Below are 21,684 nucleotides of genomic sequence, written 5' to 3' on the forward strand. Positions count from 1 at the left end.
GGGTCCAGCCCCATCACGGTTTTGGCGCCGGCCGGTGCGGCCAGCAGCAGGTCCTTGAGGTTGTCGCCGAACACGCGGATGGCTTCGTCCTCGGCGCCTTCGCGCACGCGGCCGAACAGATCCAGCGTGAGATGCAGATGCAGCTTCACGCGCCAGGTCATGCGCACCGTTTCGCGCAGCCATGCATCGGCGGCGCGGCCACGATCAATGATGTTGGCATGCGAGGCGACGCGGCCTTCGGCTTCCAGGTGGCCTTGTTCGGCTTCCACGTTCGGCAACAGTTCCAGTTCGATCACGCCTTCGTTGCGTGCGCGCATCAGTGCGAGCAGGCGATGCGAGGGGATCTTGCCGATCGGTTCCATGTGATCGAAATAGTCGCGGAATTTCGCGCCTTCGTTTTCCTTGCCTGCGACGACCTTGGCGCGAATCTGGCCTTTTTCCCACAACCAGTCGCGCAGCTCGCCCAGTAGCTGCGCATCTTCGGCGATGCTTTCCATCAGGATGGCACGTGCGCCGTCGAGTGCGGCGCGGATGTCGGGCACGCCCTTTTCCGCATCGACAAACTGCGCCGCGAGCGTTTCCGGCGCCTGCGTGGGATCTTCGCGCAGGCCGGTTGCCAATGGTTCCAGCCCCGCTTCGCGCGCAATCTGCGCCTTGGTGCGGCGCTTGGGTTTGTAGGGCAGGTAAAGATCTTCCAGTCGCGCCTTGGTGTCGGCGTCGAGGATGTCGCGCTTCAAGGCATCGGTGAGCTTGCCTTGTTCCTCCACACTGGAGAGGATCGCCGCGCGCCGTTCTTCCAGTTCGCGCAGATAACGCAGGCGTTCTTCGAGCAGGCGCAATTGCGTATCGTCGAGGCCGCCGGTGACTTCCTTGCGATAGCGCGCGATGAACGGCACGGTGGCGCCGCCATCGAGCAGATCCACAGCGGCGCGTACCTGTTCCGGCTTGGCGGCGATGTCCAGGGCGATGCGTTGTTCGATGCTGAGCATGGGACTACTGAATTTCCTTCGGCTTCGTGGTGCGACGAACGTATGGCGTAAACGTCATGCGTCGTAAGGTTGGCGAGCATGACAAAAAAGGCGGCGCAAGCCCAGCGCTCGCGCCGTCATCATAGATATGGATCAAGCGTTGAAGCGGCCGTGCTCACCGGTTGGCCGCTCCGGCGGCTGCTCCTGTGCGCTGCCGTTGAGCACGTATGTGCCCGCCCATAGGTCGTGCAGGCCTTGCTTGCGTTGGGTCCATGTGATGGCCAGGTAGCAGATCACCGGAATCAGGCCGAAGATCGCGGCCGACAACCGCACCACGTTGCGCGCGGCCGAACGTCCGAGCGTGATGCGCTTGCCTTGCAGATCGGTCACGCGCAGGCGCAGCGCCAGCTTGCCCGGCGTGGCCTGCCATTTGGACGCTTCGAAAAACATGTAATACACGTAAGTGATTACCAGCGAGGCCAACGATGCACCTTCGGTGGCCTGCGCATAGGTGCGCATGGCGGTGGCGACCTCGGTGCTGCCCTGGATCTGCTCCATCAGGTGCTTGTACGCCTCCAGGCCGCCGGATGCGTACATCACGATCATGGAAGGAATCATCAGCACGATCAGGTCGATCACCCACGCGGCGAAACGCTGCCAGAAGCCGGCGTAGTCGATATTGATGGGGCTTGTCCGCGCTTGCAGCGGCGGCGGGCCGTAGGGGCCTGGTGCGGGCGCGGGCTTGTCCTCGGGAAACAGCACCGACAGCGGTTGCCAATCGGCCAGGCCATCGCGCCAGCCCAGATCGTCAGGGCTCAGCTGGCCGCTGCGCAACCATTCGCGCACCTGTTCTTCCTGATAGGGGCCGTGGCGTTCGCCATCTCGGCCGATCCAGACTTCCATCGCGTATTCCTTGATAAACAGAAGCGAATGATGCCATCGAACGCGGATGTGTGTGGTGGCTCAGGCCGCGTCGCGTCGCTTCAGGTGCACCAGCAGCAGCGAAATGGCCGCGGGCGTCACGCCGCTGATGCGTGCCGCCTGGCCGATGGTGGCCGGCAGGCTGCGCTTGAGTTTCAGCAGCACTTCGGCGGACAGCCCGCGCACCTTGTCGTAATCGAAGCCGGATGGAATGGCGGTATTCTCGTGGCGGCGCTGGCGCTCGATTTCCTCGCGCTGGCGCTCGAGATAACCGGCGTACTTGGCCTGCACTTCCACCTGTGCGGCGACGTCTTCGCGATCCACCACCGGGCCTAGTTCGGGCACGCGGGACAGTTTGGTGTAATCGAGTTCGGGGCGGCGCAGCAGATCCAGCGCATTGGTTTCCCGGCTCACGGCGATACCGAGCTGGCGTTCGATCGCTGCGCCTAGCGCGTTGCTCGGTGCGGCCCACAGTGCGCTGAGGCGCTGCGTCTCCCGCTCCACCGCGTCGCGTTTGGCGCGCAGCGCATCGAAGCGCGCCTGCGGTACCGCGCCCAGTGCATGACCGATCTCGGTGAGGCGAAGGTCGGCATTGTCTTCACGCAGATGCAGGCGGTATTCCGCGCGTGAGGTGAACATGCGATACGGCTCGATCGTGCCGTTGCTGGTGAGATCGTCGATCAGCACGCCGACATAGGCCTCGTCGCGGCGCGGATACCACGGTGCCTTGCCTTGCACCGCAAGCGCGGCGTTGAGCCCGGCGATCAGGCCTTGTGCCGCCGCTTCTTCATAGCCGGTGGTGCCGTTGATCTGGCCGGCGAAGTACAGGCCCGGAATGGTCTTGGTTTCCAGCCAGGGATTTAGGCCACGCGGGTCGAAGTAGTCGTATTCGATCGCATAGCCGGGACGCGTGATGTGCGCGTGCTCGAAACCCTTGATCGAGTGCACCAGTTCCAACTGCACATCGAAGGGTAGCGAGGTGGAGATGCCGTTCGGATAGATTTCGAAACTGTCCAACCCTTCCGGCTCGATGAAGATCTGGTGCGACGCCTTGTCGGCGAAGCGCACCACCTTGTCCTCGATGGACGGGCAATAGCGCGGGCCGACACCCTCGATCTGGCCGGTGTACAGCGGCGAGCGGTCCAGCGCGCCGCGGATCACTTCGTGCGTGCGCGCACTGGTGTGGGTGATCCAGCAGCTGACCTGGCGCGGGTGATCGTCGCGCGAGCCCAGGTAGGAGAACACCGGCGCCGGATCGTCGCCGGGCTGTTCTTCCAGGCCGCTGAAATCGATGCTGCGCAGGTCGATGCGCGGCGGCGTGCCGGTTTTCAGCCGGTCGGCCGCCACCGGCAGTTCGCGCAAGCGCTGGGCCAGTGTGGTGGCCGGCGGATCGCCGGCGCGTCCACCCGCATACTGCGCCGGTCCGATATGGATCTTGCCGGCCAGAAAGGTGCCCGCGGTGAGCACCACGGCTCTGGCGCGGAACGTAACGCCCATCTGCGTCACCGCGCCAATCACGCGGCCCTGCTCGATGATCAAATCATCCACCGCCTGCTGGAACAGATCCAGGTTTGGCTGGGTTTCCACGATCCGGCGGATCGCCGCCTTGTACAGCGCGCGATCGGCCTGACAGCGCGTGGCGCGCACGGCCGGCCCCTTGGAGGCATTCAGCGTGCGCCACTGGATGCCCGCGCGATCCGCCGCCTGGGCCATGGCGCCGCCAAGGGCGTCTATTTCCTTCACCAAATGGCCCTTGCCGATGCCGCCAATGGCGGGGTTGCAGCTCATCTGGCCGATCGTCTCGATGTTGTGGCTTAGCAGCAGCGTGCGTGCGCCAGCGCGGGCCGAGGCGAGCGCCGCCTCGGTGCCAGCGTGGCCGCCGCCGATCACGATCACGTCGTAGGAGGTCGGATGAAGCATCGGAAGAGGGCTAAATTCAAGGACAGACAAGCTCTTATGATAATACGGCCGGCCCCGTCAGCGGTGCCTTACGCGAAGCTGGCATGCTTTCTGCTTTTACATTCCTGCACTTTCACGGGCAGACGCTGCGCTTACGCGCGCTGAGAAGGGACGGCAGGGGTCTCTTTGCGTACCGGGTGAGGAAGCAAGACGGCGCCCAGTGGGCGCCGTCGTTTTTTTGATCTCTGGAAGAGAGATCTGGCGCCCGGCGGTCTCAGGAACAGGGGGAATCCAGGATGACCGTAGTGCCGGGCGCCAGAAACTGGTGGCCTAAACAGGCAGTACGGTAAAGACCGCACCCCCCGTTGCGTGGATCGATAATCACCCCAACCGCGTGAACATGAAGTGACTGAAACGCAAATTTCTGTCGAGCCACGGCAACTGCTGACAGAAAAGGTCACAGCGTGATGTAAGCCAAAATCCCCCTGTGATCTGCGTCACGCACTGGCACGCCTGTTGCTGGAGATCCCATGCAACTGAAGGTAACGGGGGTGAGTCATGGACAACAGCAACGAGTTTGCACCGGTGTATCTGCGGCATGACCTGATGGTGGAAATCGGTCGCCTGGAACTGGCGATGGATCACCTGGTCGATCGCGACGCGACCCAGCAAGAGCAGCTTCGCCCGCGCCTCGAATCGCGCATGAGCCATCTGCTCAGTGAGCTGGATCATCTGCCCGCGTAAACGGCACTTTCAACCTACCGCCTCGCAACGGCGACCTCTTGCAGGTCGCCGTTTGTGTTTTTCAGCTCAGCGCTGCAACACGTTGCCCACGATCTCGCTCAGGTTGGGCGACAGATCCGCGCGTTGAGCCAATGTTTCGAGCGCCACCCGCGCAGCGCTGCGGCGTACCGGTTCCAGGCGCTGCCAGCCGTTGAAGGCGGTGGCCAAGCGCGCCGCGATCTGCGGATTGAGCGCATCCAGTTGCGCCAGGCGTTCGGCGAGCAGCATGTAGCCGGCGCCGTCAGTGCGATGGAATCCGCTGGGATTGGTGCTGGCGAACGCGCCGAGCAGGGAGCGCGCGCGGTTGGGGTTCTTCAAGGTGAACGCCGGATCGTTTTCCAGCTGCTGCACGATGGCCAGCGCCGCATCGCCTGGGACTTGCGCCTGCACGGTGAACCATTTGTCCAGCGCAAGCGGATTGTCGGCATAACGATGGCGGAAATGCGCAAGCGCCGCGCTTGCCTGCGATGCGTGGTAGCGCACCAGTACGCTCAGCGCAGCCAGGCGATCGGTCATGCCCTGCGCGGCGTGGTACTGCCTGGCGGCAAGCTCGTGCGCTTGCCGCGCGTCCAGTAACGCAAGCAGTTCCAGCACGCGGCGCTTGAGACGACGCTTCGCCTGGCTTACGGCTTCCAGTGGTGCGCGTGAATCGGCCGACAGCAGGCGATAGCGCGCAAGCAAGGCGTCGACGCCGATGCGCTCGGCCAGGCGACGCTGCAACGCCTGGCGTTGCGCGTGAATTCTCGCGGGGTCGACTTCGCTTTGCCGGTCGGCGAATTCGATCTCGCCGGGCGGCGTCAACAGATCCGCCAGCAAGGCATCGTCGATGGCCTGTTGCGCGAACAGCGCCGCCAGGGCTGCGCACCATACCTTGCATGCATCCGAATCGTTGCCGTCGTGCAGGGTGTCGAAGGCCAGCATGGCCAACTGCTGGCCGGCTTCCCAGCGATTGAAACCGTCCGCGTCGTGCGTGAGCAGCAAGGCCAGCTCTTCGGGCGAGTAGTCGCACTCCAGCACCACCGGCGCCGAGAAGCCGCGCAGCAGCGAGGGCACGGGTGGCGCGGCAACCTGCGTGAAGGTGAAGCGCTGCGACGGCTGGTCCAGCACGATCACGCGCTCGGTGCCGTCCGCCTGTTCGTCGCCCTGCACGTGCAGCGGCAACATCGCGCCGTTGCGATCGAACAGCGCAAGCTTCACCGGAATCGGCAGCGGCATTTTTTCGGGTTGCCCGGGCGTGGGGCGCGTTTGCTGCGACAAGGTAAGCGTGTACTCGCGCCGCGCCGAATCGTATTCGCCCTTGGCGTGCAGACGCGGCGTGCCGGCCTGCGCGTACCAGGCCAGATACGGCGTGAGGTCGAGATGGTTGGCGTCGCCGAGCGCGGAAAGAAAATGCTCGATGGTGGCCGCCTGGCCGTCATGCCGTTCGAAATACAGGTCCATGCCACGGCGGAATCCTTCCTGCCCGAGCCGACCGGCGATCATGCGCACCAGTTCGGAACCCTTTTCGTAGACGGTGGCGGTGTAGAAATTGTTGATCTCGCGGTACTCGGCCGGACGCACGGGATGCGCCAGGGGCCCTGCGTCTTCCGGAAATTGCGTGCGCCGCAGCAGCGCCACGTCTTCGATGCGTTTGAGCGGCGCCGAATTCATGTCGGCGGAGAACTGCTGCTCGCGGAACACCGTCAGGCCTTCCTTGAGCGAAAGCTGGAACCAGTCGCGGCAAGTGACGCGATTGCCGGTCCAGTTGTGGAAATACTCGTGCGCCACCACCGCCTCGACGGCGCGGTATTCCTCGTCGGTGCTGCTGTCCGGATCGGCCAGCAGGTATTTGGCATTGAAGATGTTGAGGCCCTTGTTCTCCATCGCACCCATGTTGAAATCGTGCGTGGCGACGACGTGGAATACGTCCAGGTCGTAGTTGCGGCCGTACGCGCGCTCGTCCCAGCGCATGCAGCGCTCCAATGCATCGAGCGCGTAATGGCAGCGATCGATCACGTTCGCTTCCGACCAGATCACCAGTTGTACCTTGCGCCCGTCGGCAGTGACGTAATCGCGCGTGATGTTTTCCAGCCGGCCGGCGACGAGTGCGAACAGATAGCTCGGCTTGGGATGCGGATCGACAAAGCGCGCCCAGTGGCGCCCGTCGGCAAGCTCGCCGCCGCCGGCCGGATTGCCGCCTGCCAGCAAGATCGGAAAGCGCGCTCGATCGGCGCGCAGGGTCACGCTGTAGCGCGCCAACACGTCCGGCCGATCGGGAAAGAAGGTGATATGGCGGAAGCCCTCGGCTTCACACTGTGTCAACAAAAAACCATGCTCGCGCGATCCAGACAGGTACAAGCCTTCCAGCGTGGTGTTGGCCGCCGGATGCACCTGCACGCGCGTTTCCAGCACGCTGCCGTCGCGGGCGTCGCGCACTTCCAGGACGCCGTTTTCGTAGTGGTAATCCTGCGCGTCGAGCGTGCGGCCGTCGAGCGCAATCGCAAGCAGTTTCAGCCCTTCGCCATCCAGCTGCAGCGGCAAAGCCTGCGCCGGATCGCTGCGCAGCGTGAGGCGCGATGAAACCTCGGTGGCGTCGATGCCCAGATCGATCTCCAGCTCGATGGCCTCCACCCGCCAGGCAGGGTGGCGGTAGTCGCGCAGGCGGATCAGGGCGGTTTCGTTCACGAGTGTCATGGCAGGCCAGGCCGATGTAGTACGGGGACGGGTCAGGCTAACATGAGGCCCTTTGATTCACAGGACAAGCGGATGAGCGCCTTCGACATCGAACAGACCCAATGGGGCACGCACGACGTGTTCGTGCTGCGCGACGCCAAACATGGCCGCTGCGCCCGCGTGGCGCGCCGCGGTGCGAACCTGGTGTCGCTCGAGCAGACGGTCGATGGCGTCACGCATGCCCTGGTCGACGGTTACCGCGATGCCGACGAACTGGTGCGCTGTCCCAGTTCGCGCTCCGCGATCATGGCGCCGTTCGCCAACCGCATCGCCGACGCGCGCTACACTTTCGACGACAAGACCTACGACATGCAGCCCGGCGTGGATGCGCAGCGCGGCATCCGGCATGGCTTCGTACGCATGGTGGATTTCGACGTCGCCCGCCAGCACGTCAGTGACGACAGCGTCGGGATCACCTTCACGACGTCGGTGATTCGTCCGGATGCGTTTCCCGGGTATCCCTTCGCCATCGACCTGACGATCGGTTACACGCTCGATGCGCAGGGTTTGTCGCTGACCGTAAGCATGCGCAATGTCGGCGATACGGCTGCGCCGTGCTTCTTCGGCTGGCATCCCTATTTCCGCTTCGACAGCGAGGTGGATACCTGGGAGCTGCAGGTACCCGCCAGACAGCTGGTCCGTACCTCGCCCGAGCTGTTGCCGCTGCCGGGCGCGGAAGCTTTTCAAGCGCTGGACCAGGCACCGCAGGCGTTGGATTTTCGCCAGGCAAAACCGATCGGCGCCACCAAAATCGATAACGCCTACGCCGATCTCGTGCGCGACGCCGACGGCCGCGTGCGGACTCGGTTGCGTGATCCACGCAGCGGCTTGCGCATCAGCATGTGGCAGGAACACGGCGTAGTCCTGGTGTTCAGCGCCGACACGGTGAGCCGCGACGTGCGCCGCTCGGTGGCGCTGGAGCCGATGGAAAGCCTGTCCAATGCGTTCAATCGTGCTGATTGCTTTGATGCGATTCGCCTCGAGGCAGGTGCCGAGCGTGTGTTTCGTTGCGGCGTGGAGATCGACCGGCCATGAGCGTGCGACTGCCGAACCCGGATGAAATACGCGACGCCGCCGCGCGCATCGCACCGCATGCGGTGGTGACACCGGTGCTGCGCCACGAGGCGTTGGATGCGATGGTCGGCGCGCAGTTGTACTTCAAGTGCGAAAACCTGCAGCGCGGCGGCGCGTTCAAGTTCCGCGGCGCGTGCAATGCCGTCTGGTCGTTGAGCGACGACGAAGCGCGGCACGGCGTCGTCACGCATTCCTCAGGTAATCACGGCAATGCCTTGGCGATGGCGGCCGCCACGCGCGGCGTCACGGCGCATGTGATTGTTCCCGAGGGCGCCGTGCGCGCCAAGGTGGAGGCGATCGAGCGGGCGGGCGCCACGCTGCATCGCTGTGCGCCGAGCATCGCCGCGCGCGAAGCCAAAGCTGCGGAAATCCAGCAAGCCACCGGCGCGGTGCTGGTGCATCCCTATGCCGATACGCGCGTGATGGCAGGCCAAGGCACGCTGGCGCTGGAGTTTTTGCGGCAGAGCGAAGGGCTGGACGCGATCATCACGCCGATTGGCGGCGGTGGCTTGCAGGCCGGTTGCGCAATTGCCGCGCACAGCATTTCGCCGGACATCGCCATGTACGGCGCCGAACCCTCCGGTGCGGCGGATGCGGCGCAGTCGCTGGCGCAGGGCGCGCGCGTTGAACGGTTCGCGCCCGATACCGTCTGCGACGGCTTGCGCGCATTGGTTGGTGAGCCGAACTTGCAGGCCTTGCGCGATCATCGCGTAGCAGTGGTCACGGTAAGCGATGCAGAAACCATCGCCGCCATGAGAATGCTGTGGCAGACGCTGAAGCTGGTGGTGGAAGTATCCAGCGCCACCGTGCTCGCCGTAGTGTTGCAGCAACGCGAACATTTTGCGGGACGCCGGGTTGGTCTGGTGCTGACCGGCGGCAATGTGGACATCGATGCGCTGCCTTGGTGAAAGCGGGACAGGTGCGTGAAGACGACGTCCGCTGGCGCGGATCACATTTGCAGAGCATTCTTAACCAAAGTTTCCAGAAAAATCGACATGCGGTTCAACCTGCTGTTGCGACAGTTCTGCACGCTTCGCCATCAAATGGATGGGCGCCAGCGGCGCCTGGTCGTTGTAGCCAACGCTGGAGGGAACCTTTATGCATTCGTCGATGCTCGACCTGGATCATCCCCGCAACAAAGCCATCGCCACCATGCAGGCCAGCGTACCGGCCGATCTGTGGCAGCAGAACGCCGCTTTTGTGCAAGCCTTGCGGCAGACCATTGCCAATCACCCGGTGACCAGGCATGTAGCCATCGAAATGCTCAGTCGCGGGGAGCTGGATGCGACGTCCATGCGCCAGATCCATCTGGAATATCGCCATGCCATCGTGCAGATATTTACCGACGCCTTGCTGGCTGCGCAGATGCAAACGCGGCAGCTGGAACCACGCCTGCGTCCGGGCGCCAAGCTGGCGCCACGTTTTCTCATCACGCTGAATGATCTGGACGAATTCGGTTTCCGTCCCGGCTGCGACAAGGAGGGCTACTACCGCGGCAACCCGGCCTATGCGCACTATCCTCTGTTTGAACGCGTACTCGATGACTACGGAATCACCTTGGAGGAACGGCAAGCCTACGTGCCAAGTCGCAGTGCTCGCGCTGTGCGTACATTTCTCGAACGCAGTTATCGCCATTACCTGGACGTGACGGCCTTGCTGGCAGTGGCGGAAGAGGAGGTGGTGTTGTTCAGCCCGCCTCTGCGGACGGCAACCGGGGCACTCGGTATCGATGTCGGCGACGGTTACTATTTCGTGCACGGTATCAGCACCGACGTAGATGCCGAGGCTGCCGATGATGATCACGAGAACGATCTGTGGCTGATCCTTACCCAGGCGCTCATGCCCGAACAGTACGGGCGTATCGAAACATTGTGCTTGCAGTATTGCGATCTATGGGATCGCTTCTGGACGCTCCAGATGAGCAAGGCCCGATCCCGGCGTCGCGTACGCGCGGGTGATGCCACGATCAAAACGCAGCCGACCGACTTCGAGCGCCGGCTGGTATTTTGAACCGGCCGCTGATGGCACTTTTCCGTTCCACACGAACGGCACAGTTGTCCTGATCGACCATCCTGTGTTGCACGGGAATATGCGAGCCGTCAGCGCGGCGCGACATGCGCCGTATGCGACGTGCGTCCACTCGTGCACGGCGATTTTTGAAGCCAATCACGACGCGTATGCCGAAAATCGCTCATCCTGCCGCCTCAATGCGCATCACCCAGCATCGAGCCACAGGGGGGCCTATGATCGAGCTGGCAATACAGGTTCTCTCCGATCGCCGGGAGGGCCTGGTCATGGAACTTGGACAAGTCATCACCGCGAACCACTATGCGCTGCTGCGCCAGCGTCTTACGCAAGACGGACGCGGGGCGTGGTTGTCGATGGTCGTGCGCGGACCGTCCGAACAGCGTTTTGCGCTGGAGGAAATGCTGGGCACGCATAGCCGCGTGCTGAGTTTCGAGGCAGCGCTGTGCGAGGAAGCGACCGCGATTGCGATGACGCCGTCATGGCCGCCATTGCGTGTGACTGCGGAATCGTCGGCGACGCCATCGACGATTGCTGCGGACATCGTGCAGATCGAGCGCCTGTTTCCGGAACTCACGCAAGCGTTTCCGCACGTCTACGCAGCGCTCGCCTCGTTGCAACGCAGCGTGGCCGAACCGTCGCGCGAATCGTCGCTGTTTCTGATCGGCCGCCGCCTGGGCGCATGGCTCCATAAACGCGACCATGCCCAGGATGCGCTGCTGAGCCTTGGGGATGCGATACGGCGCATTGCCGTGCCGACCCTGCGCCAGCTTGCCGACATCGAACAGCGCGGCGTGCATGTGCACGTGCTGAGCAGTCCCCTGTGCGAACCGGACGGACGCTCCGGATGCAAGTTCTATGGCGGCTACCTGGAAGGCTTGCTCGGCGCGGCGGTGGCGGGCAAAAGGGTGCGCGTAAGGCACCTGAGCTGCCGCAGCGCCGGCGCTGCGCACTGCAGCCTGGAGATATCGCACTGAGTGGACTGCTTGGCGTTATCCTGCGCACCTTCCAAGTGAGGAACAGCGATGGCGACCACACGTACCCGCTGCCAGTGGGCAGCCGACGGCGAGTTGATGCAGGCCTATCACGACGCCGAGTGGGGCGTGCCGCTGCATGACGACCGCGCGCTGTTCGAATTCCTGTGCCTGGAGGGCGCGCAGGCCGGCCTTTCTTGGCGCACCGTCTTGCACAAGCGCGATCATTATCGTCGTGCCTTTCATGATTTCGACATCGCGAGGGTTGCCGCCATGAAGGACCGCGAACTGGAGAAATGCCTGCTCGATCCGGGGCTGATTCGCAACCGGCTCAAGATCACTTCCGTGCGCGACAACGCCAAGGCGGCGCTGGAGGCGATCGGCGAATACGGCAGTTACGATGCCTACCTGTGGTCGTTCGTCGATGGCAAGCCGATCCGCAATACCTGGCGCAGCCGCGCCGAGGTACCGGCCAGCACGCCGGTGTCCGATCGCATGAGCAAGGCATTGAAGAAACGCGGTTTTCGTTTCGTCGGCACCACCATCTGTTACGCCTTCATGCAGGCGACGGGGATGGTCAACGATCACCTGGTCGACTGTTTCCGGCACAAGGCCTGCGCGGGTAAATCGTAGGCCGGCAGAATCATTTCCTCGCGCCACGGAAAACTCAATAGAATGGCCGCGGACACCGAACGAAGGAGACGCCCTCAATGAAGCCGTTCCAAGATTCCCGCACGCGCTGGGGCGGCCTCGTGCTATCCGTCGCGCTGGTGCTGCCGCTCGCCGCCCATGCCAAGACCGGCGACCGCAACCAGCCGATGACCACCTCGCAAGCTTCGGTCAACGGCTTCAACGCTCCCAATACCACCACGACGCTGACCGGCAATGTGGTCATCACGCAAGGCAGCATGAAGGCCAAGGGCGATATCGCGCAGCTTTATCTGGATGCCGACAGCCAGGTCAGCCGCATTGTCATGAAAGGTCGCCCGGCACACATCCAGCAACTGGACGACAACAATCACCTGATGACCGGCGAAGCGCCGACGCTCGACTACGACAACATCCACGGCATCGCCGTGCTCCAGCCCAGCGCCGTGGTCACCCAGGAAGGCATGGGCGAGGCGCATGCCGACAAGCTCACCTACAACACGCAGACCGCGTATTTCACCGGTACCGGCAATGTCAGCATGACCTACGTACCCAGGCAGCGGCAGGCCGCGAATGCACAGCCAGCTCCTGCGCCGGCGTCTACCGCGCCGCAGAACTAACGTAGGTTGGGGTGCAAACCCCAACATTCGCGCGCGTCATACATGGCGACGTTGGGGTTTGCACCCCAACCTACGGGTTCCCTATCGGCGGCGCGAGCCGCGCAGGCTGTCGATCGAAAAACTGGCGATCTCGCCGCCGCCTTTCGCACGCCGCGATTGGCCGGGCGGTGGTCCCCATGCATGCGCGGTCACCACTTCCCAGGTGGCGGGAATGCGGCCGTCCACGCGCATCGCCTCGTACGCGGCCAGCATGCCCTGGAAATGACGCTTGCCGGTGAGCCCGCGTTCGCGGCCACGATCGGCATGCGTGGCGCCCAGGCCCTTGAGTTCGCGCAACAGTGCCTTCGGTTCGCTATAGGTCAGCGTAAAGCGGTCCACATCCAATACGGGATCGCGCAATCCCGCGTTGATCATGGCGTCGCCCAGGTCGTGCATGTCCAGGAAACGGCCAACGTGCGAATGCTGATCCACCGCCGCCCACGCCGCGCGAAGTTCGCGCAGCGTATCGGGGCCGAAGGTGGAAAACAGCAGCATGCCGCCTGGCTTCAGTGCACGCACACATTCGCCGAACAAGGCAGGCAGATCGTCGATCCACTGAAAACACAGATTGGAATGCAGCACGTCGACGCTGTGATCAGGCAACGGCAACGCAGTGGCTTCGCCGCACACGCGCACGAACGGCTTCAACCAGCTGGCGTGCGACTTGGCGGTGCGCAGCATCGGCAGCGCCGCGTCGATGGCGATCACCTGCGCCTTGCCGTAGCGTTTCTTAAGCAAGGCGCTGCCGCGACCGGTGCCTGCGCCGACGTCGATGACGCGTTCGGGCTGCTGCAAGTAGAAGTCCAGACGTTCCAGCAGCAATTGCTGCACCTCGCGCTGCAAGGCGTCGTGCTGTTCGTAGCTGCCGGCGGCGTGGCTGAAATTGGCGCGTACGCGTTGGGCGTCGAGTTGGAAGTCGCTCATGCGTGAGTCTCCAGCCAGGGCAGGAGCGCCTGCGCAACGGCTTGGGCGTGGCTGAGAAAGGGTGCGTGTCCGGCGTGCGCGATCAGGTGAAACTCGCCATCGCTCGCCTGCGCGGACCATTCCATGGCTGAAGGATGCACCAGCCGGTCAAGACGCCCTGCGCTCCACCAACTGCGGTCCGCTTGCAGGCGCGGCAAGTCGGCACGCAGGTCGGTTCCGTCCAGTACGCGAATGCCTTCCTGCAGCACGCGCAGATCCGGTTCGCCACGCGCGAACACTTCCGCGCGCAGCTTGCGCAATTCCGCGCGCGGATCGGGGCTGCCCATCACTTCCAATGCAAGGAAGCGTTCGATGGTGGCGTGGTAGTCGGTTTCCAGATCGCTGGCGAGGCGGTGCACCAGCGCGGGATCGCGGCCTTGCGGCCAATCGCTGTCGCTGACGAAGCGCGGAGTGGCGCACAGCATGGCCAGGCCGCGCACCTGCGCCGGAACATCCAGTGCCGCCTGCAATGCGATCAGCCCGCCGAGCGACCAGCCCAGCCAGATCGCGGACGGCGTGACGTCGGCGATGGCGCGTGCGCACGCTGTCGGTTGCAGCGAGAGGCCGCAGTTGCGCGAAAACCCATGGCCGGGAAGATCGACCAGATGCATCGTGCAGCGATCGCGCAATGCGTCGACCAGCGGCGCGAAGATACCGCCATGCATGGCCCAGCCGTGCAGCATCACCAGCGGAATCGGGCCGCTGCCATGGGTTTCGATATGCAAGGTCATGCGACGGTATCTCTGCGCGTGTCAGGCGACGCGTCGGTGGTGGCGGGGCTCAGGGTCTTGTCCACTGCGCCACGCTCATCGAACACAAAACAGCCGCCTTGCCAGTGTGCACCGCCTGCTTCCTCGAAATACTTCAGCACGCCGCCTTCGAGCTGGAACACGCGCTGCATGCCGATGTCCTGCATATGCAGCGCGAATTTTTCGCAGCGAATGCCGCCCGTGCAATACGACACCACCGTCTTGTCGTCATAGCGCGCGCGGTCCGCCGCCAACGCGGCGGGCAATTCGGTGAAACTGGCAATGCGGTAATCGACGGCTTGCGGAAACATGCCGACGTCCGTCTCGTAGGCGTTGCGCGTATCCAGCAACACCACTTCGCGGCCTTCGTCATCATGGCCCTGATCCAGCCAGCGCTTGAGCGTGGCAGCATCCACGGCCGGCGCGCGTCCGCCTTCGGGGCGAATTGTGGGATGGCGCAGTGTGATGATTTCCTTTTTCAGGCGTACGCGCATGCGCTTGAAAGGCACGTCGTCGGAAAACGACTCCTTCGGCTGCATATCGGCAAAGCGCGTATCGCTGCGCAGCCAGTCCATGAACGCGTCGATCGCTTCGCGCGGACCGGCAAGAAAAAGATTGATGCCTTCCGGCGCCAGCAGAATCGTTCCCTTCAACGCCAGCGCGTGGCACTGCGCCAGCATGCGCTCACGCAGCGCCGGCAGATCGTCCAGGCTGACGAAGCGATAGGCGGAGATATTCAGGATCGGCATAGAAGGAGGGAGATGTTACGAAGCGCAATTATACCGGCGCATCGGCCAGGCGCAGGGACGCCAGCGATTGCAGCAGCCGGTCCACATGCGCATCCTCATGCGCGGCCGACAGCGTGATGCGCAGGCGCGCCTGACCTTGCGGCACGGTGGGCGGGCGAATCGCCACCACCAATAGCCCCTGTTTCTCCAGCATGCGCGATGTTTCCAGCGCACGCTGGGTGTCGCTGATCAGCAACGGCTGGATGGCGGTGCGCGAGGGCATCAATGGCAACCCGAGCTGTTCCGCGCCGCGACGGAAGCGCTGGATCAGATGATTCAATTTTTCTCGGCGCCAGTGCTCGTCGCGCGCGATACGCACGGCAATGAGCGTTGCGGCGGCCAGCGCCGGCGGCATCGCGGTGGTGTAGATATAGGTGCGCGCAAACTGGATCAGCCCATCGATCAATGCCGCGGAGCCGGCAACGAAAGCGCCGCCGCAACCGAGCGCCTTGCCCAGCGTCGCCATCAGCACCGGCACCTCATGTTCGCTCAAGCCCGCATCCATCACGCTGCCGGCACCCTCGACGCCCAACACGCCGAGGCCATGCGCATCGTCGACCATCAAGGTGGCGCCATCTTTCGCGCAAAGTGTGGCGAGTTCGCGCAACGGCGCGATGTCGCCGTCCATGCTGAATACGCCATCGGTGGCGAGCAGGGCGCCGAGTTCGGCATTGCCGTGCAACTGGCGCGCGGCGGCATCGAGGTCCGCATGCGGATAGCGCTTCAATGTCGCGCCGGCCAGTTGCGCGCCATCGAGCAGGCAGGCGTGATTGAGTTTGTCCTGCACGCACAGATCGCCACGCTGCAGCAGCGCCTGCATCGCGCCGAGATTGGCCATGTAGCCGGTGGAAAACAGCAGTGCGCGTTCGCGACCGGTCCAGGCGGCCAAGGCCTCTTCCAGTTCGGCGTGTTCGCGCCGGTGGCCGCAGATCAAATGCGCGGAACCGCTGCCGACGCCGCTCGCGTCCGCGGCTTTTTTCAGGGCGGCAACCAGGCGCGGATCGTGCGCAAGGCCCAGGTAATCGTTGGTACAGAACGCCAGCAGGCGCCGGCCGTTGCTTTGGATGTAAGGGCCTTCGACGCGTTCGACGCAACGCAAGCGGCGTTGCAGTTGCGCCTGCGCGCGTTCGGCCGTCTGGAAGGCCAATCGCTCGAGCAGGTCAGGCCGCGCAGCCACAGCCTTGCCCGCAACCGGCCATCTCCGTTTCGAGGATATCCGCATGCACGGTGTCAGCTTCTTCCACCACTTCCAGCGCATGCAGATCGAGGCGACGGAATAGCGCGCGGTCGTGCTCCACGTCGGGATTGCCGGTGGTGAGCAGTTTCTCGCCGTAGAAGATGGAGTTGGCGCCGGCGAAGAAACACAGCGCCTGCACGGCATCGTCCATCTGCTGGCGACCGGCGGACAGGCGCACCATCGAGGCCGGCATCAGGATGCGCGCCACTGCGATCGTGCGCACGAATTCGAACGGATCGAGTGCATCGGTGCCGTGCAGCGGCGTGCCTTCCACCTGCACTAGCTGGTTGATCGGTACCGATTGCGGGTGCTCCGGCAGGTTGGCCAGCGTCTGCAGCAGGCCGGCGCGCTGCGCGCGCGTTTCGCCCATGCCGACGATGCCGCCGCAGCACGTCTTGAGGCCGACCTGGCGCACGTGTTCGAGCGTATCCAGGCGATCCTGGTATTGGCGCGTGTGGATGATCTCGCCGTAGAACTCCGGCGCCGTATCCAGGTTGTGGTTGTAGTAGTCGAGGCCCGCCTGCTTCAGCGTCTGCGCCTGCTCGCCGCTCAGCATGCCGAGCGTGGCGCAGGTTTCCAGGCCCAACGCCTTCACCGCCGAGACGATTTCCGCGACCTGCGCCACATCGCGATCCTTCGGGCTGCGCCAGGCGGCACCCATGCAGAAGCGGCTGGCGCCGGCATCTTTGGCGGCCTTGGCGCGCGCGACCACGGCGTCCACCGCCATCAATTTCTCGGCTTTTACCCCGGTGTGGTAGCGCGCGGCCTGCGGGCAGTAGCCGCAATCTTCCGGGCAGCCGCCGGTCTTGATCGACAGCAAGGTGGACACCTGCACCGCATTCGGATCATGGTGCGCACGGTGCACGCTGTGCGCACGGTGCAGCAACTCGTTGAAGGGCAGGGCGAACAGGGCAACGACTTCGTCGCGGCTCCAGTCGTGGCGAAGAGCGGCTGCGGTCATGGGTAGGCTCCGGGAAACCGGCGCACAGTGTGAGGTTGGCCAGACAGGCTGTCAACTCGATTCACTGGTGAATGGTTGACGGCCTGGTTGCGCCGACACCGTGGCGACTAAGGTTCTGCGTCGTCGCTTTTCTTCTTCGCCAGCGGTGTGCCCAGGCGAAAGCGGCACACATGCCCACCGCGCACGATGCATTCCATGTGATGGATGTGCCGCCCGCTGGCCGCTTCCATGTAAGCCAGGTCGAACTTGCACACGCTGGGGTGCTGCCTGGCCAAGGCGTGGAAGACGCAGTTGAATGCCTCGACCTGCCACTCCTCGCCATGTCGCGCGGGTACGGCTTCGTAGCCGAGCGCGTCGAGCTTTTGCGCCAGACCGTGCACCACGTCGGCAAGTGGCGTGTCAGGCGGTGGGGCTATCTCGTGGCTACCCAGACTGTGCCCGAGTTCGCGCAGCGCCGTTTCCACCGCCGCATCGCCGAATCGTTCCTGCCATTGCGCCAGCAAGGCGGCGGCAATGGTGCCGTAATTGCGTGGAAACAGCGCACGCCCCTCTTCGCTGAGGCAATAGCGGGCGGTGGGACGGCCGCCGCTGGGCGTTGACTGCGTGCGTTCCACGTAGTGGCGTGCGATCAGGGCGCTCAGGTGCTGGCGCACCGCGTTGTGGCTGATGCGCAATTGCGCGCACAGCGACTCCACCGTGCCGCCTTCGCTGGCCATCAGCAGTTGCCGCAACAGGCGTTGCTGCGTGGTTCCCAGTTGCCTGAGCGCCGTCATCGTCTCAGTGCGCCTTGTCCGGGAACCGCTTGGCGATGCCGCCGGCCAATGCGTCGGCAATCGTGTTCATATGTGCCTGCATATCTGCCCAGGTGGCCTGTTCGCCCTTGCTATCGCCGCTCATGATTTGCTTTATCTGCGCGGCATGGTGCGCCACGTGCGTGGCGAACAGGTTTTGCACGGCGTTCTGCGGCAGGTTGGGATTGGCGCCGGAGAAGAACTTGGCAATGGCGGTGACGTTGTCATTGAGATCGGCCATGGCCTTCTGCTCACCGGCCGTATCACCCGCCGCGCTGGCGTCAGTCAGTGCCTTCACGCCGCCCCAGTGGCCGGCGAGCAATTGCAGTGTCTGCGCGCCGGCGGCCTTGCCGTAGAAGCCACCTACCGCGTCGGCAATCTGCTTGGCATTGGCGACCACCGCGCCCGCCGCGGTCTTGGCCTTGGCATTGTCGTGAGCATGTACGGCCATGGCGTATTCGCGCGTATGCACGACGTGCCCGTGCCACAGCGAGCGCATGGCCGCTTGCAGTTGCGGCGTGCTGGGTGACGTGCCAAGAGTGGCCGCAGCCATGTCATGCGCCGGGGATGCCGCCTGCACGAACCCGGTGGCTGCGAGGGTCGTGCTGGCAAGTAGAAACAGGATGTTCCGGACGTTCATGAGTTCTCTCCGTTATGTCGCCGGATGCGACTGCGGATGAGTGTCGACGCTTGCCATTTTCGCGCAATATATCCATGTGTAAAGTCCGTATATCAACGATTTCAGCGGGGTATCGTTGAGCTCGGCTACTATCGGGCGTCCTTGCTGGAACGGAAGGATCCATAAATTGTGTGGGATCGCCTGCGGGCGTGGACGCCCGGCATTTTCCAGAATGCTGGCGGTACCTCTACCATCGGTGGGTCATCCATCGAAGGAGCCGATCCATGAGTGCAGCAGGTCAGGGCAGTGCCGGGAATGTCATCGCCGCCATCTGCAGCTTGTTCATCCCCGGCCTTGGCCAGCTGGTGCAGGGACGCTTTCTGAAAGCGGTGCTGATGTTCGTGCTGGCCGGTGTGCTGTGGATTTTCTGGATGGGCTGGATCATCCACCTGTGGTCGATCCTCGACGCGGCGATGTTCAAGCCCAACCGCTGACGCGTCCGCCTGCGCATGGATGCGGCACTACGCTGGTTTTCCGCCCTGCACCGCTGGCTGCTGCCATGGCGTTGCCTGCTATGCGGTGATGCGGGTGCAAACGGCATCGACCTATGCGCCGATTGCGCGGCCGAACTCCCTCGCAACATCCATTGCTGCCAACGCTGTGCCTTGCCACTGCCGATCGCGGCGCCGCTATGCGGCCGTTGCCAACGCAAGCCGCCACCATGGGATGCCGCCTGGGCACCGTTCCGGTACGCGTGGCCGCTGGACCGGCTGGAAACACGCTTCAAGTTCAGCCGTGATCTGGCGTCGGGGCGTGTACTTGCGACGATGTGGCAACGTGAACCGCATCCAGTCGATTTGCCGCAAATGATCATTCCCGTGCCACTGCATCAAAAGCGGTTGCGGGAGCGTGGCTATAACCAGGCGGTTGAATTGGCCAGGCCGCTTGCGCATGCACTTGGTATTCCCTTTCAACACGATGTATTGCAGCGCGTGCGATATACCGATGCACAAACCGGGTTGAATGCAATTGAACGTCGCCGCAACTTGCGCAAGGCTTTTACAGTGAATGAAAAGGCAAGGCTGCCCTCACACATTGCTGTACTGGACGATGTTTTTACCACGGGTGCAACGTTGGCGGAGTGCGCGCTTGCTTTGAGGCGTACAGGCATTGAGCGTGTAGATGTATGGGCATTGGCGAGGGCACCGGTACCAAGCTCTTGAGATGCTTCGCATATCTATCGACCACATGATAAGCTCCCGTCCGCGAACGGGTCATTCGGCAATCGATAATGACCTTAGGGGAAATATAGAACCGTAGGCTGGGGGAGCCATGGGGATAAAACGGATTTTGTATATGGCGTTGGGCGTCGCCCTCACACTGGTTGCAGTGCCGGCAAGCGCGTGGGACGGCGTAACCACTGGGAAGATCTCCGAGATAAACGGAGTAGGCGGACTTGGTGGTGCACCGGGAAACTACGATGTGCGTGTCTATCTTGACGGGCAGTCGACGCTCTGCTCAGGCCGCGCAGATTCCACCTGGGGCTACATCAATATGAGCGACCCGAATTACAAAGGGTTGCTTGCGATGCTTTTGATGGCCCAGGCCAACGGCAAAGCCGTAACTTTGTATACAACCAAGGACGGTGCTGGCTACTGCCAGATTGGCTACATAGCTGTCATGAGCTGATGGGACACTGCACGCGGCGCATCCAACGCGATACGGCGGTGGACTGCGTCAATATTGATTGTTACTGCGACATGCCAGGAGCAGCTTGCGAAGTCCTTAGATGTTGGAGCGAGTCGGTGAATGATGGCGTCCAATAACGGGTGTCATGTGCAGTCGCCACTCAAATGCAATTATTCCTCCGGCTGTTAACGGGGGGGGGCGGGCATGGGCGTGGATTTAATCATGGGCTTTTGCCAAAAAGTTACTTTTCACGTCTTCTTGTGCGCCCAATATTCTTAAGGAACGAATCATGAGCAATATGCCACTGCGCGCTGTCGCTTTTACCCTTCTGGCATCGCTGAGCCTCGCCAGCAACTGCCGGGCAGATGAGACGCCTGCGTCACGCAATATCGTGTCTCTGGGTTGCCACGACGTCGGCGGGACATGTTATGTAACGCTAGATGGGCCTTCTTTTGGCAGTAGCCTCGGATGCTCTGTCGGCGCTACGACGCAGTTCCGCTTCGACAATGGCAATACGGATGAGGGAAGGCGTGCCTATGCGTCCTTTCTGGCGGCTTATTTATCTGGTAAGCGTGTAACAGTCGACCTGTCCGGGTGCAGCACACAGGGCTATCCACAGCTTGTCTACTACTACATCGGGCAATAGTCCCGTCCTTTGAGTCCATGGTAGTAGCTCACCAACTGTCCGATTACTCGCAATAGAGTGAATTTTTTAAAGTAACCAGAGAAGGTTTAGCGATGTTCATATGGTGAAATAATGATTCATTCGCTGCGGTCGCCACAGCTTATGCCTTGGGGGCTGCCTTATTGGTTTATGGCTGGTTATGTTGATAAGCGCTGTTGTGTTTATGCGAAAAAAAGGATCGAAATGACTTTCTCAGGTTTTCGCCGCGTCTCGCTGGTTCTCGCAATTGGCATATTGTCGTCCTTCGCCCCGCTCGCTTTTGCTGACACAATTATCAACACCGTTCCAACGGGCTGGAGGCTTCAGAGTTACGGGGGCTCTGCAGTTCTTTGGTATACCGGCTCGACGTGCATGAACGGTCAGCTCTTGGTTGACTCATCATGGTCGTTCGATCAGAGCAAGCTGCTGTGGGCGACCATTATGACAGCGAAGGCATCACAGATCCCAGTGTTTGTTAGTTATGTGGTTAATTCCTCTGGGAATTGCATTATTACGTCCTTTAGCCTGGATAAGCAGTAGTTGATCCTGCTAGTTGCAAT

General features: G+C 62.9%; 23 protein-coding genes. 12 read left to right on the forward strand and 11 right to left on the reverse strand.

All coding sequences use genetic code 11. The features are described 5' to 3' along the window. The 3 genes from ACTHNE_RS09265 to mnmG form a co-directional block, all read right to left on the reverse strand. The coding region (locus tag ACTHNE_RS09265) for a Tex-like N-terminal domain-containing protein (protein ID WP_440269108.1) at positions 1–989 on the reverse strand (989 nt) is incomplete at its 3' end. A gap of 132 nt (positions 990–1,121) precedes the next feature. Beyond that, on the reverse strand, positions 1,122–1,871 hold the full coding sequence (locus ACTHNE_RS09270; RefSeq protein WP_440269109.1) for an RDD family protein: 750 nt from the start codon (positions 1,869–1,871) through the stop codon (positions 1,122–1,124). A gap of 60 nt (positions 1,872–1,931) precedes the next feature. Then, complete coding sequence (gene mnmG / locus ACTHNE_RS09275; protein WP_440269110.1) at positions 1,932–3,809, reverse strand: tRNA uridine-5-carboxymethylaminomethyl(34) synthesis enzyme MnmG; 1,878 nt, start codon at positions 3,807–3,809, stop codon at positions 1,932–1,934. A 537-nt stretch (positions 3,810–4,346) separates the two neighbouring features. Between mnmG and ACTHNE_RS09280 the strand changes: the two genes are divergently transcribed. Beyond that, complete coding sequence (locus ACTHNE_RS09280; RefSeq protein ID WP_324946734.1) at positions 4,347–4,532, forward strand: hypothetical protein; 186 nt, start codon at positions 4,347–4,349, stop codon at positions 4,530–4,532. A 66-nt stretch (positions 4,533–4,598) separates the two neighbouring features. Here the strand turns inward: ACTHNE_RS09280 and pepN are convergent, their stop codons facing one another. Beyond that, on the reverse strand, positions 4,599–7,235 hold the full coding sequence (pepN, locus tag ACTHNE_RS09285; RefSeq protein WP_440269111.1) for an aminopeptidase N: 2,637 nt from the start codon (positions 7,233–7,235) through the stop codon (positions 4,599–4,601). 81 nt (positions 7,236–7,316) lie between these two features. Here pepN and ACTHNE_RS09290 point away from each other — a divergent pair, with 81 nt between their 5' ends. From ACTHNE_RS09290 to lptA, 6 genes are all read left to right on the forward strand, one after another. Continuing rightward, positions 7,317–8,318: an aldose 1-epimerase gene (locus ACTHNE_RS09290; RefSeq protein WP_440269112.1), complete on the forward strand. Its 1,002-nt coding sequence runs from the start codon at positions 7,317–7,319 to the stop codon at positions 8,316–8,318. Further along, on the forward strand, positions 8,315–9,265 hold the full coding sequence (locus ACTHNE_RS09295) for a pyridoxal-phosphate dependent enzyme (RefSeq protein WP_440269113.1): 951 nt from the start codon (positions 8,315–8,317) through the stop codon (positions 9,263–9,265). Before ACTHNE_RS09290 ends, ACTHNE_RS09295 begins: the two co-directional genes overlap by 4 nt. Before the next feature lie 190 nt (positions 9,266–9,455). Next, positions 9,456–10,367 (forward strand): hypothetical protein, encoded by a 912-nt coding sequence (locus ACTHNE_RS09300; protein ID WP_324946725.1) that lies wholly within the window; start codon positions 9,456–9,458, stop codon positions 10,365–10,367. Between the two features lie 233 nt (positions 10,368–10,600). Continuing rightward, on the forward strand, positions 10,601–11,359 hold the full coding sequence (locus ACTHNE_RS09305) for a hypothetical protein (RefSeq protein WP_324946723.1): 759 nt from the start codon (positions 10,601–10,603) through the stop codon (positions 11,357–11,359). A gap of 48 nt (positions 11,360–11,407) precedes the next feature. After that, a complete protein-coding gene (locus ACTHNE_RS09310) occupies positions 11,408–11,989 on the forward strand; it encodes a DNA-3-methyladenine glycosylase I (RefSeq protein ID WP_324946721.1) in 582 nt (193 codons plus the stop codon). Between the two features lie 77 nt (positions 11,990–12,066). Continuing rightward, positions 12,067–12,624 (forward strand): lipopolysaccharide transport periplasmic protein LptA, encoded by a 558-nt coding sequence (lptA, locus tag ACTHNE_RS09315; protein ID WP_324946719.1) that lies wholly within the window; start codon positions 12,067–12,069, stop codon positions 12,622–12,624. Between the two features lie 81 nt (positions 12,625–12,705). Here lptA and bioC read toward each other — a convergent pair whose 3' ends face one another. From bioC to ACTHNE_RS09350, 7 genes are all read right to left on the reverse strand, one after another. After that, positions 12,706–13,587 carry a malonyl-ACP O-methyltransferase BioC gene (gene bioC, locus ACTHNE_RS09320; RefSeq protein WP_440269114.1) on the reverse strand — a complete coding sequence of 294 codons (882 nt, stop codon included), beginning with the start codon at positions 13,585–13,587 and terminating at the stop codon, positions 12,706–12,708. Beyond that, complete coding sequence (gene bioH / locus ACTHNE_RS09325; protein ID WP_440269115.1) at positions 13,584–14,357, reverse strand: pimeloyl-ACP methyl ester esterase BioH; 774 nt, start codon at positions 14,355–14,357, stop codon at positions 13,584–13,586. Before bioH ends, bioC begins: the two co-directional genes overlap by 4 nt. Then, positions 14,354–15,124, reverse strand: a complete 771-nt coding sequence (locus ACTHNE_RS09330) for a sulfurtransferase (RefSeq protein WP_324946713.1) — start codon at positions 15,122–15,124, stop codon at positions 14,354–14,356. The genes bioH and ACTHNE_RS09330 overlap by 4 nt, the downstream gene beginning before the upstream one ends. Positions 15,125–15,152: 28 nt before the next feature. Next, positions 15,153–16,385, reverse strand: a complete 1,233-nt coding sequence (gene bioF / locus ACTHNE_RS09335; protein ID WP_440269116.1) for an 8-amino-7-oxononanoate synthase — start codon at positions 16,383–16,385, stop codon at positions 15,153–15,155. Continuing rightward, positions 16,324–17,361, reverse strand: coding sequence for a biotin synthase BioB (gene bioB, locus ACTHNE_RS09340; RefSeq protein WP_324938149.1), 1,038 nt, complete (start codon positions 17,359–17,361; stop codon positions 16,324–16,326). Before bioB ends, bioF begins: the two co-directional genes overlap by 62 nt. A gap of 107 nt (positions 17,362–17,468) precedes the next feature. Then, a complete protein-coding gene (locus ACTHNE_RS09345) occupies positions 17,469–18,134 on the reverse strand; it encodes a helix-turn-helix transcriptional regulator (RefSeq protein ID WP_324938152.1) in 666 nt (221 codons plus the stop codon). Positions 18,135–18,138: 4 nt separating this feature from the next. Beyond that, complete coding sequence (locus ACTHNE_RS09350) at positions 18,139–18,792, reverse strand: hypothetical protein (protein WP_440269117.1); 654 nt, start codon at positions 18,790–18,792, stop codon at positions 18,139–18,141. 263 nt (positions 18,793–19,055) lie between these two features. Between ACTHNE_RS09350 and ACTHNE_RS09355 the strand changes: the two genes are divergently transcribed. The 5 genes from ACTHNE_RS09355 to ACTHNE_RS09375 all read left to right on the forward strand — a co-directional run bounded on the left by ACTHNE_RS09355 (position 19,056) and on the right by ACTHNE_RS09375 (position 21,664). Then, a complete protein-coding gene (locus tag ACTHNE_RS09355) occupies positions 19,056–19,265 on the forward strand; it encodes a hypothetical protein (RefSeq protein ID WP_324146613.1) in 210 nt (69 codons plus the stop codon). Between the two features lie 15 nt (positions 19,266–19,280). Continuing rightward, on the forward strand, positions 19,281–19,994 hold the full coding sequence (locus ACTHNE_RS09360) for a ComF family protein (protein ID WP_324938163.1): 714 nt from the start codon (positions 19,281–19,283) through the stop codon (positions 19,992–19,994). 133 nt (positions 19,995–20,127) lie between these two features. Beyond that, positions 20,128–20,460 (forward strand): hypothetical protein, encoded by a 333-nt coding sequence (locus ACTHNE_RS09365; protein WP_324938166.1) that lies wholly within the window; start codon positions 20,128–20,130, stop codon positions 20,458–20,460. Positions 20,461–20,749: 289 nt separating this feature from the next. Beyond that, complete coding sequence (locus ACTHNE_RS09370) at positions 20,750–21,106, forward strand: hypothetical protein (protein ID WP_324938169.1); 357 nt, start codon at positions 20,750–20,752, stop codon at positions 21,104–21,106. A 111-nt stretch (positions 21,107–21,217) separates the two neighbouring features. Then, positions 21,218–21,664, forward strand: coding sequence for a hypothetical protein (locus ACTHNE_RS09375; protein WP_440269118.1), 447 nt, complete (start codon positions 21,218–21,220; stop codon positions 21,662–21,664). The last annotated feature ends 20 nt before the right edge of the window (positions 21,665–21,684 follow it).

Source organism: Dyella sp., assembly GCF_051954575.1.
In the GTDB taxonomy this organism is placed as follows: Bacteria; Pseudomonadota; Gammaproteobacteria; order Xanthomonadales; family Rhodanobacteraceae; genus Dyella_B.

Bases quoted from the DNA above. Each gene is read 5' to 3' on its own strand.
- ACTHNE_RS09270 (WP_440269109.1), bottom strand. From the start codon at position 1,871: ATGGAAGTCTGGATCGGCCGAGATGGCGAACGCCACGGCCCCTATCAG.
- mnmG (WP_440269110.1), bottom strand. From the start codon at position 3,809: ATGCTTCATCCGACCTCCTACGACGTGATCGTGATCGGCGGCGGCCAC.
- ACTHNE_RS09280 (WP_324946734.1), top strand. From the start codon at position 4,347: ATGGACAACAGCAACGAGTTTGCACCGGTGTATCTGCGGCATGACCTG.
- ACTHNE_RS09290 (WP_440269112.1), top strand. From the start codon at position 7,317: ATGAGCGCCTTCGACATCGAACAGACCCAATGGGGCACGCACGACGTG.
- ACTHNE_RS09295 (WP_440269113.1), top strand. From the start codon at position 8,315: ATGAGCGTGCGACTGCCGAACCCGGATGAAATACGCGACGCCGCCGCG.
- ACTHNE_RS09300 (WP_324946725.1), top strand. From the start codon at position 9,456: ATGCATTCGTCGATGCTCGACCTGGATCATCCCCGCAACAAAGCCATC.
- ACTHNE_RS09305 (WP_324946723.1), top strand. From the start codon at position 10,601: ATGATCGAGCTGGCAATACAGGTTCTCTCCGATCGCCGGGAGGGCCTG.
- ACTHNE_RS09310 (WP_324946721.1), top strand. From the start codon at position 11,408: ATGGCGACCACACGTACCCGCTGCCAGTGGGCAGCCGACGGCGAGTTG.
- lptA (WP_324946719.1), top strand. From the start codon at position 12,067: ATGAAGCCGTTCCAAGATTCCCGCACGCGCTGGGGCGGCCTCGTGCTA.
- bioC (WP_440269114.1), bottom strand. From the start codon at position 13,587: ATGAGCGACTTCCAACTCGACGCCCAACGCGTACGCGCCAATTTCAGC.
- bioH (WP_440269115.1), bottom strand. From the start codon at position 14,357: ATGACCTTGCATATCGAAACCCATGGCAGCGGCCCGATTCCGCTGGTG.
- ACTHNE_RS09330 (WP_324946713.1), bottom strand. From the start codon at position 15,124: ATGCCGATCCTGAATATCTCCGCCTATCGCTTCGTCAGCCTGGACGAT.
- bioF (WP_440269116.1), bottom strand. From the start codon at position 16,385: ATGCGGATATCCTCGAAACGGAGATGGCCGGTTGCGGGCAAGGCTGTG.
- bioB (WP_324938149.1), bottom strand. From the start codon at position 17,361: ATGACCGCAGCCGCTCTTCGCCACGACTGGAGCCGCGACGAAGTCGTT.
- ACTHNE_RS09345 (WP_324938152.1), bottom strand. From the start codon at position 18,134: ATGACGGCGCTCAGGCAACTGGGAACCACGCAGCAACGCCTGTTGCGG.
- ACTHNE_RS09350 (WP_440269117.1), bottom strand. From the start codon at position 18,792: ATGAACGTCCGGAACATCCTGTTTCTACTTGCCAGCACGACCCTCGCA.
- ACTHNE_RS09355 (WP_324146613.1), top strand. From the start codon at position 19,056: ATGAGTGCAGCAGGTCAGGGCAGTGCCGGGAATGTCATCGCCGCCATC.
- ACTHNE_RS09360 (WP_324938163.1), top strand. From the start codon at position 19,281: ATGGATGCGGCACTACGCTGGTTTTCCGCCCTGCACCGCTGGCTGCTG.
- ACTHNE_RS09365 (WP_324938166.1), top strand. From the start codon at position 20,128: ATGGCGTTGGGCGTCGCCCTCACACTGGTTGCAGTGCCGGCAAGCGCG.
- ACTHNE_RS09370 (WP_324938169.1), top strand. From the start codon at position 20,750: ATGAGCAATATGCCACTGCGCGCTGTCGCTTTTACCCTTCTGGCATCG.
- ACTHNE_RS09375 (WP_440269118.1), top strand. From the start codon at position 21,218: ATGATTCATTCGCTGCGGTCGCCACAGCTTATGCCTTGGGGGCTGCCT.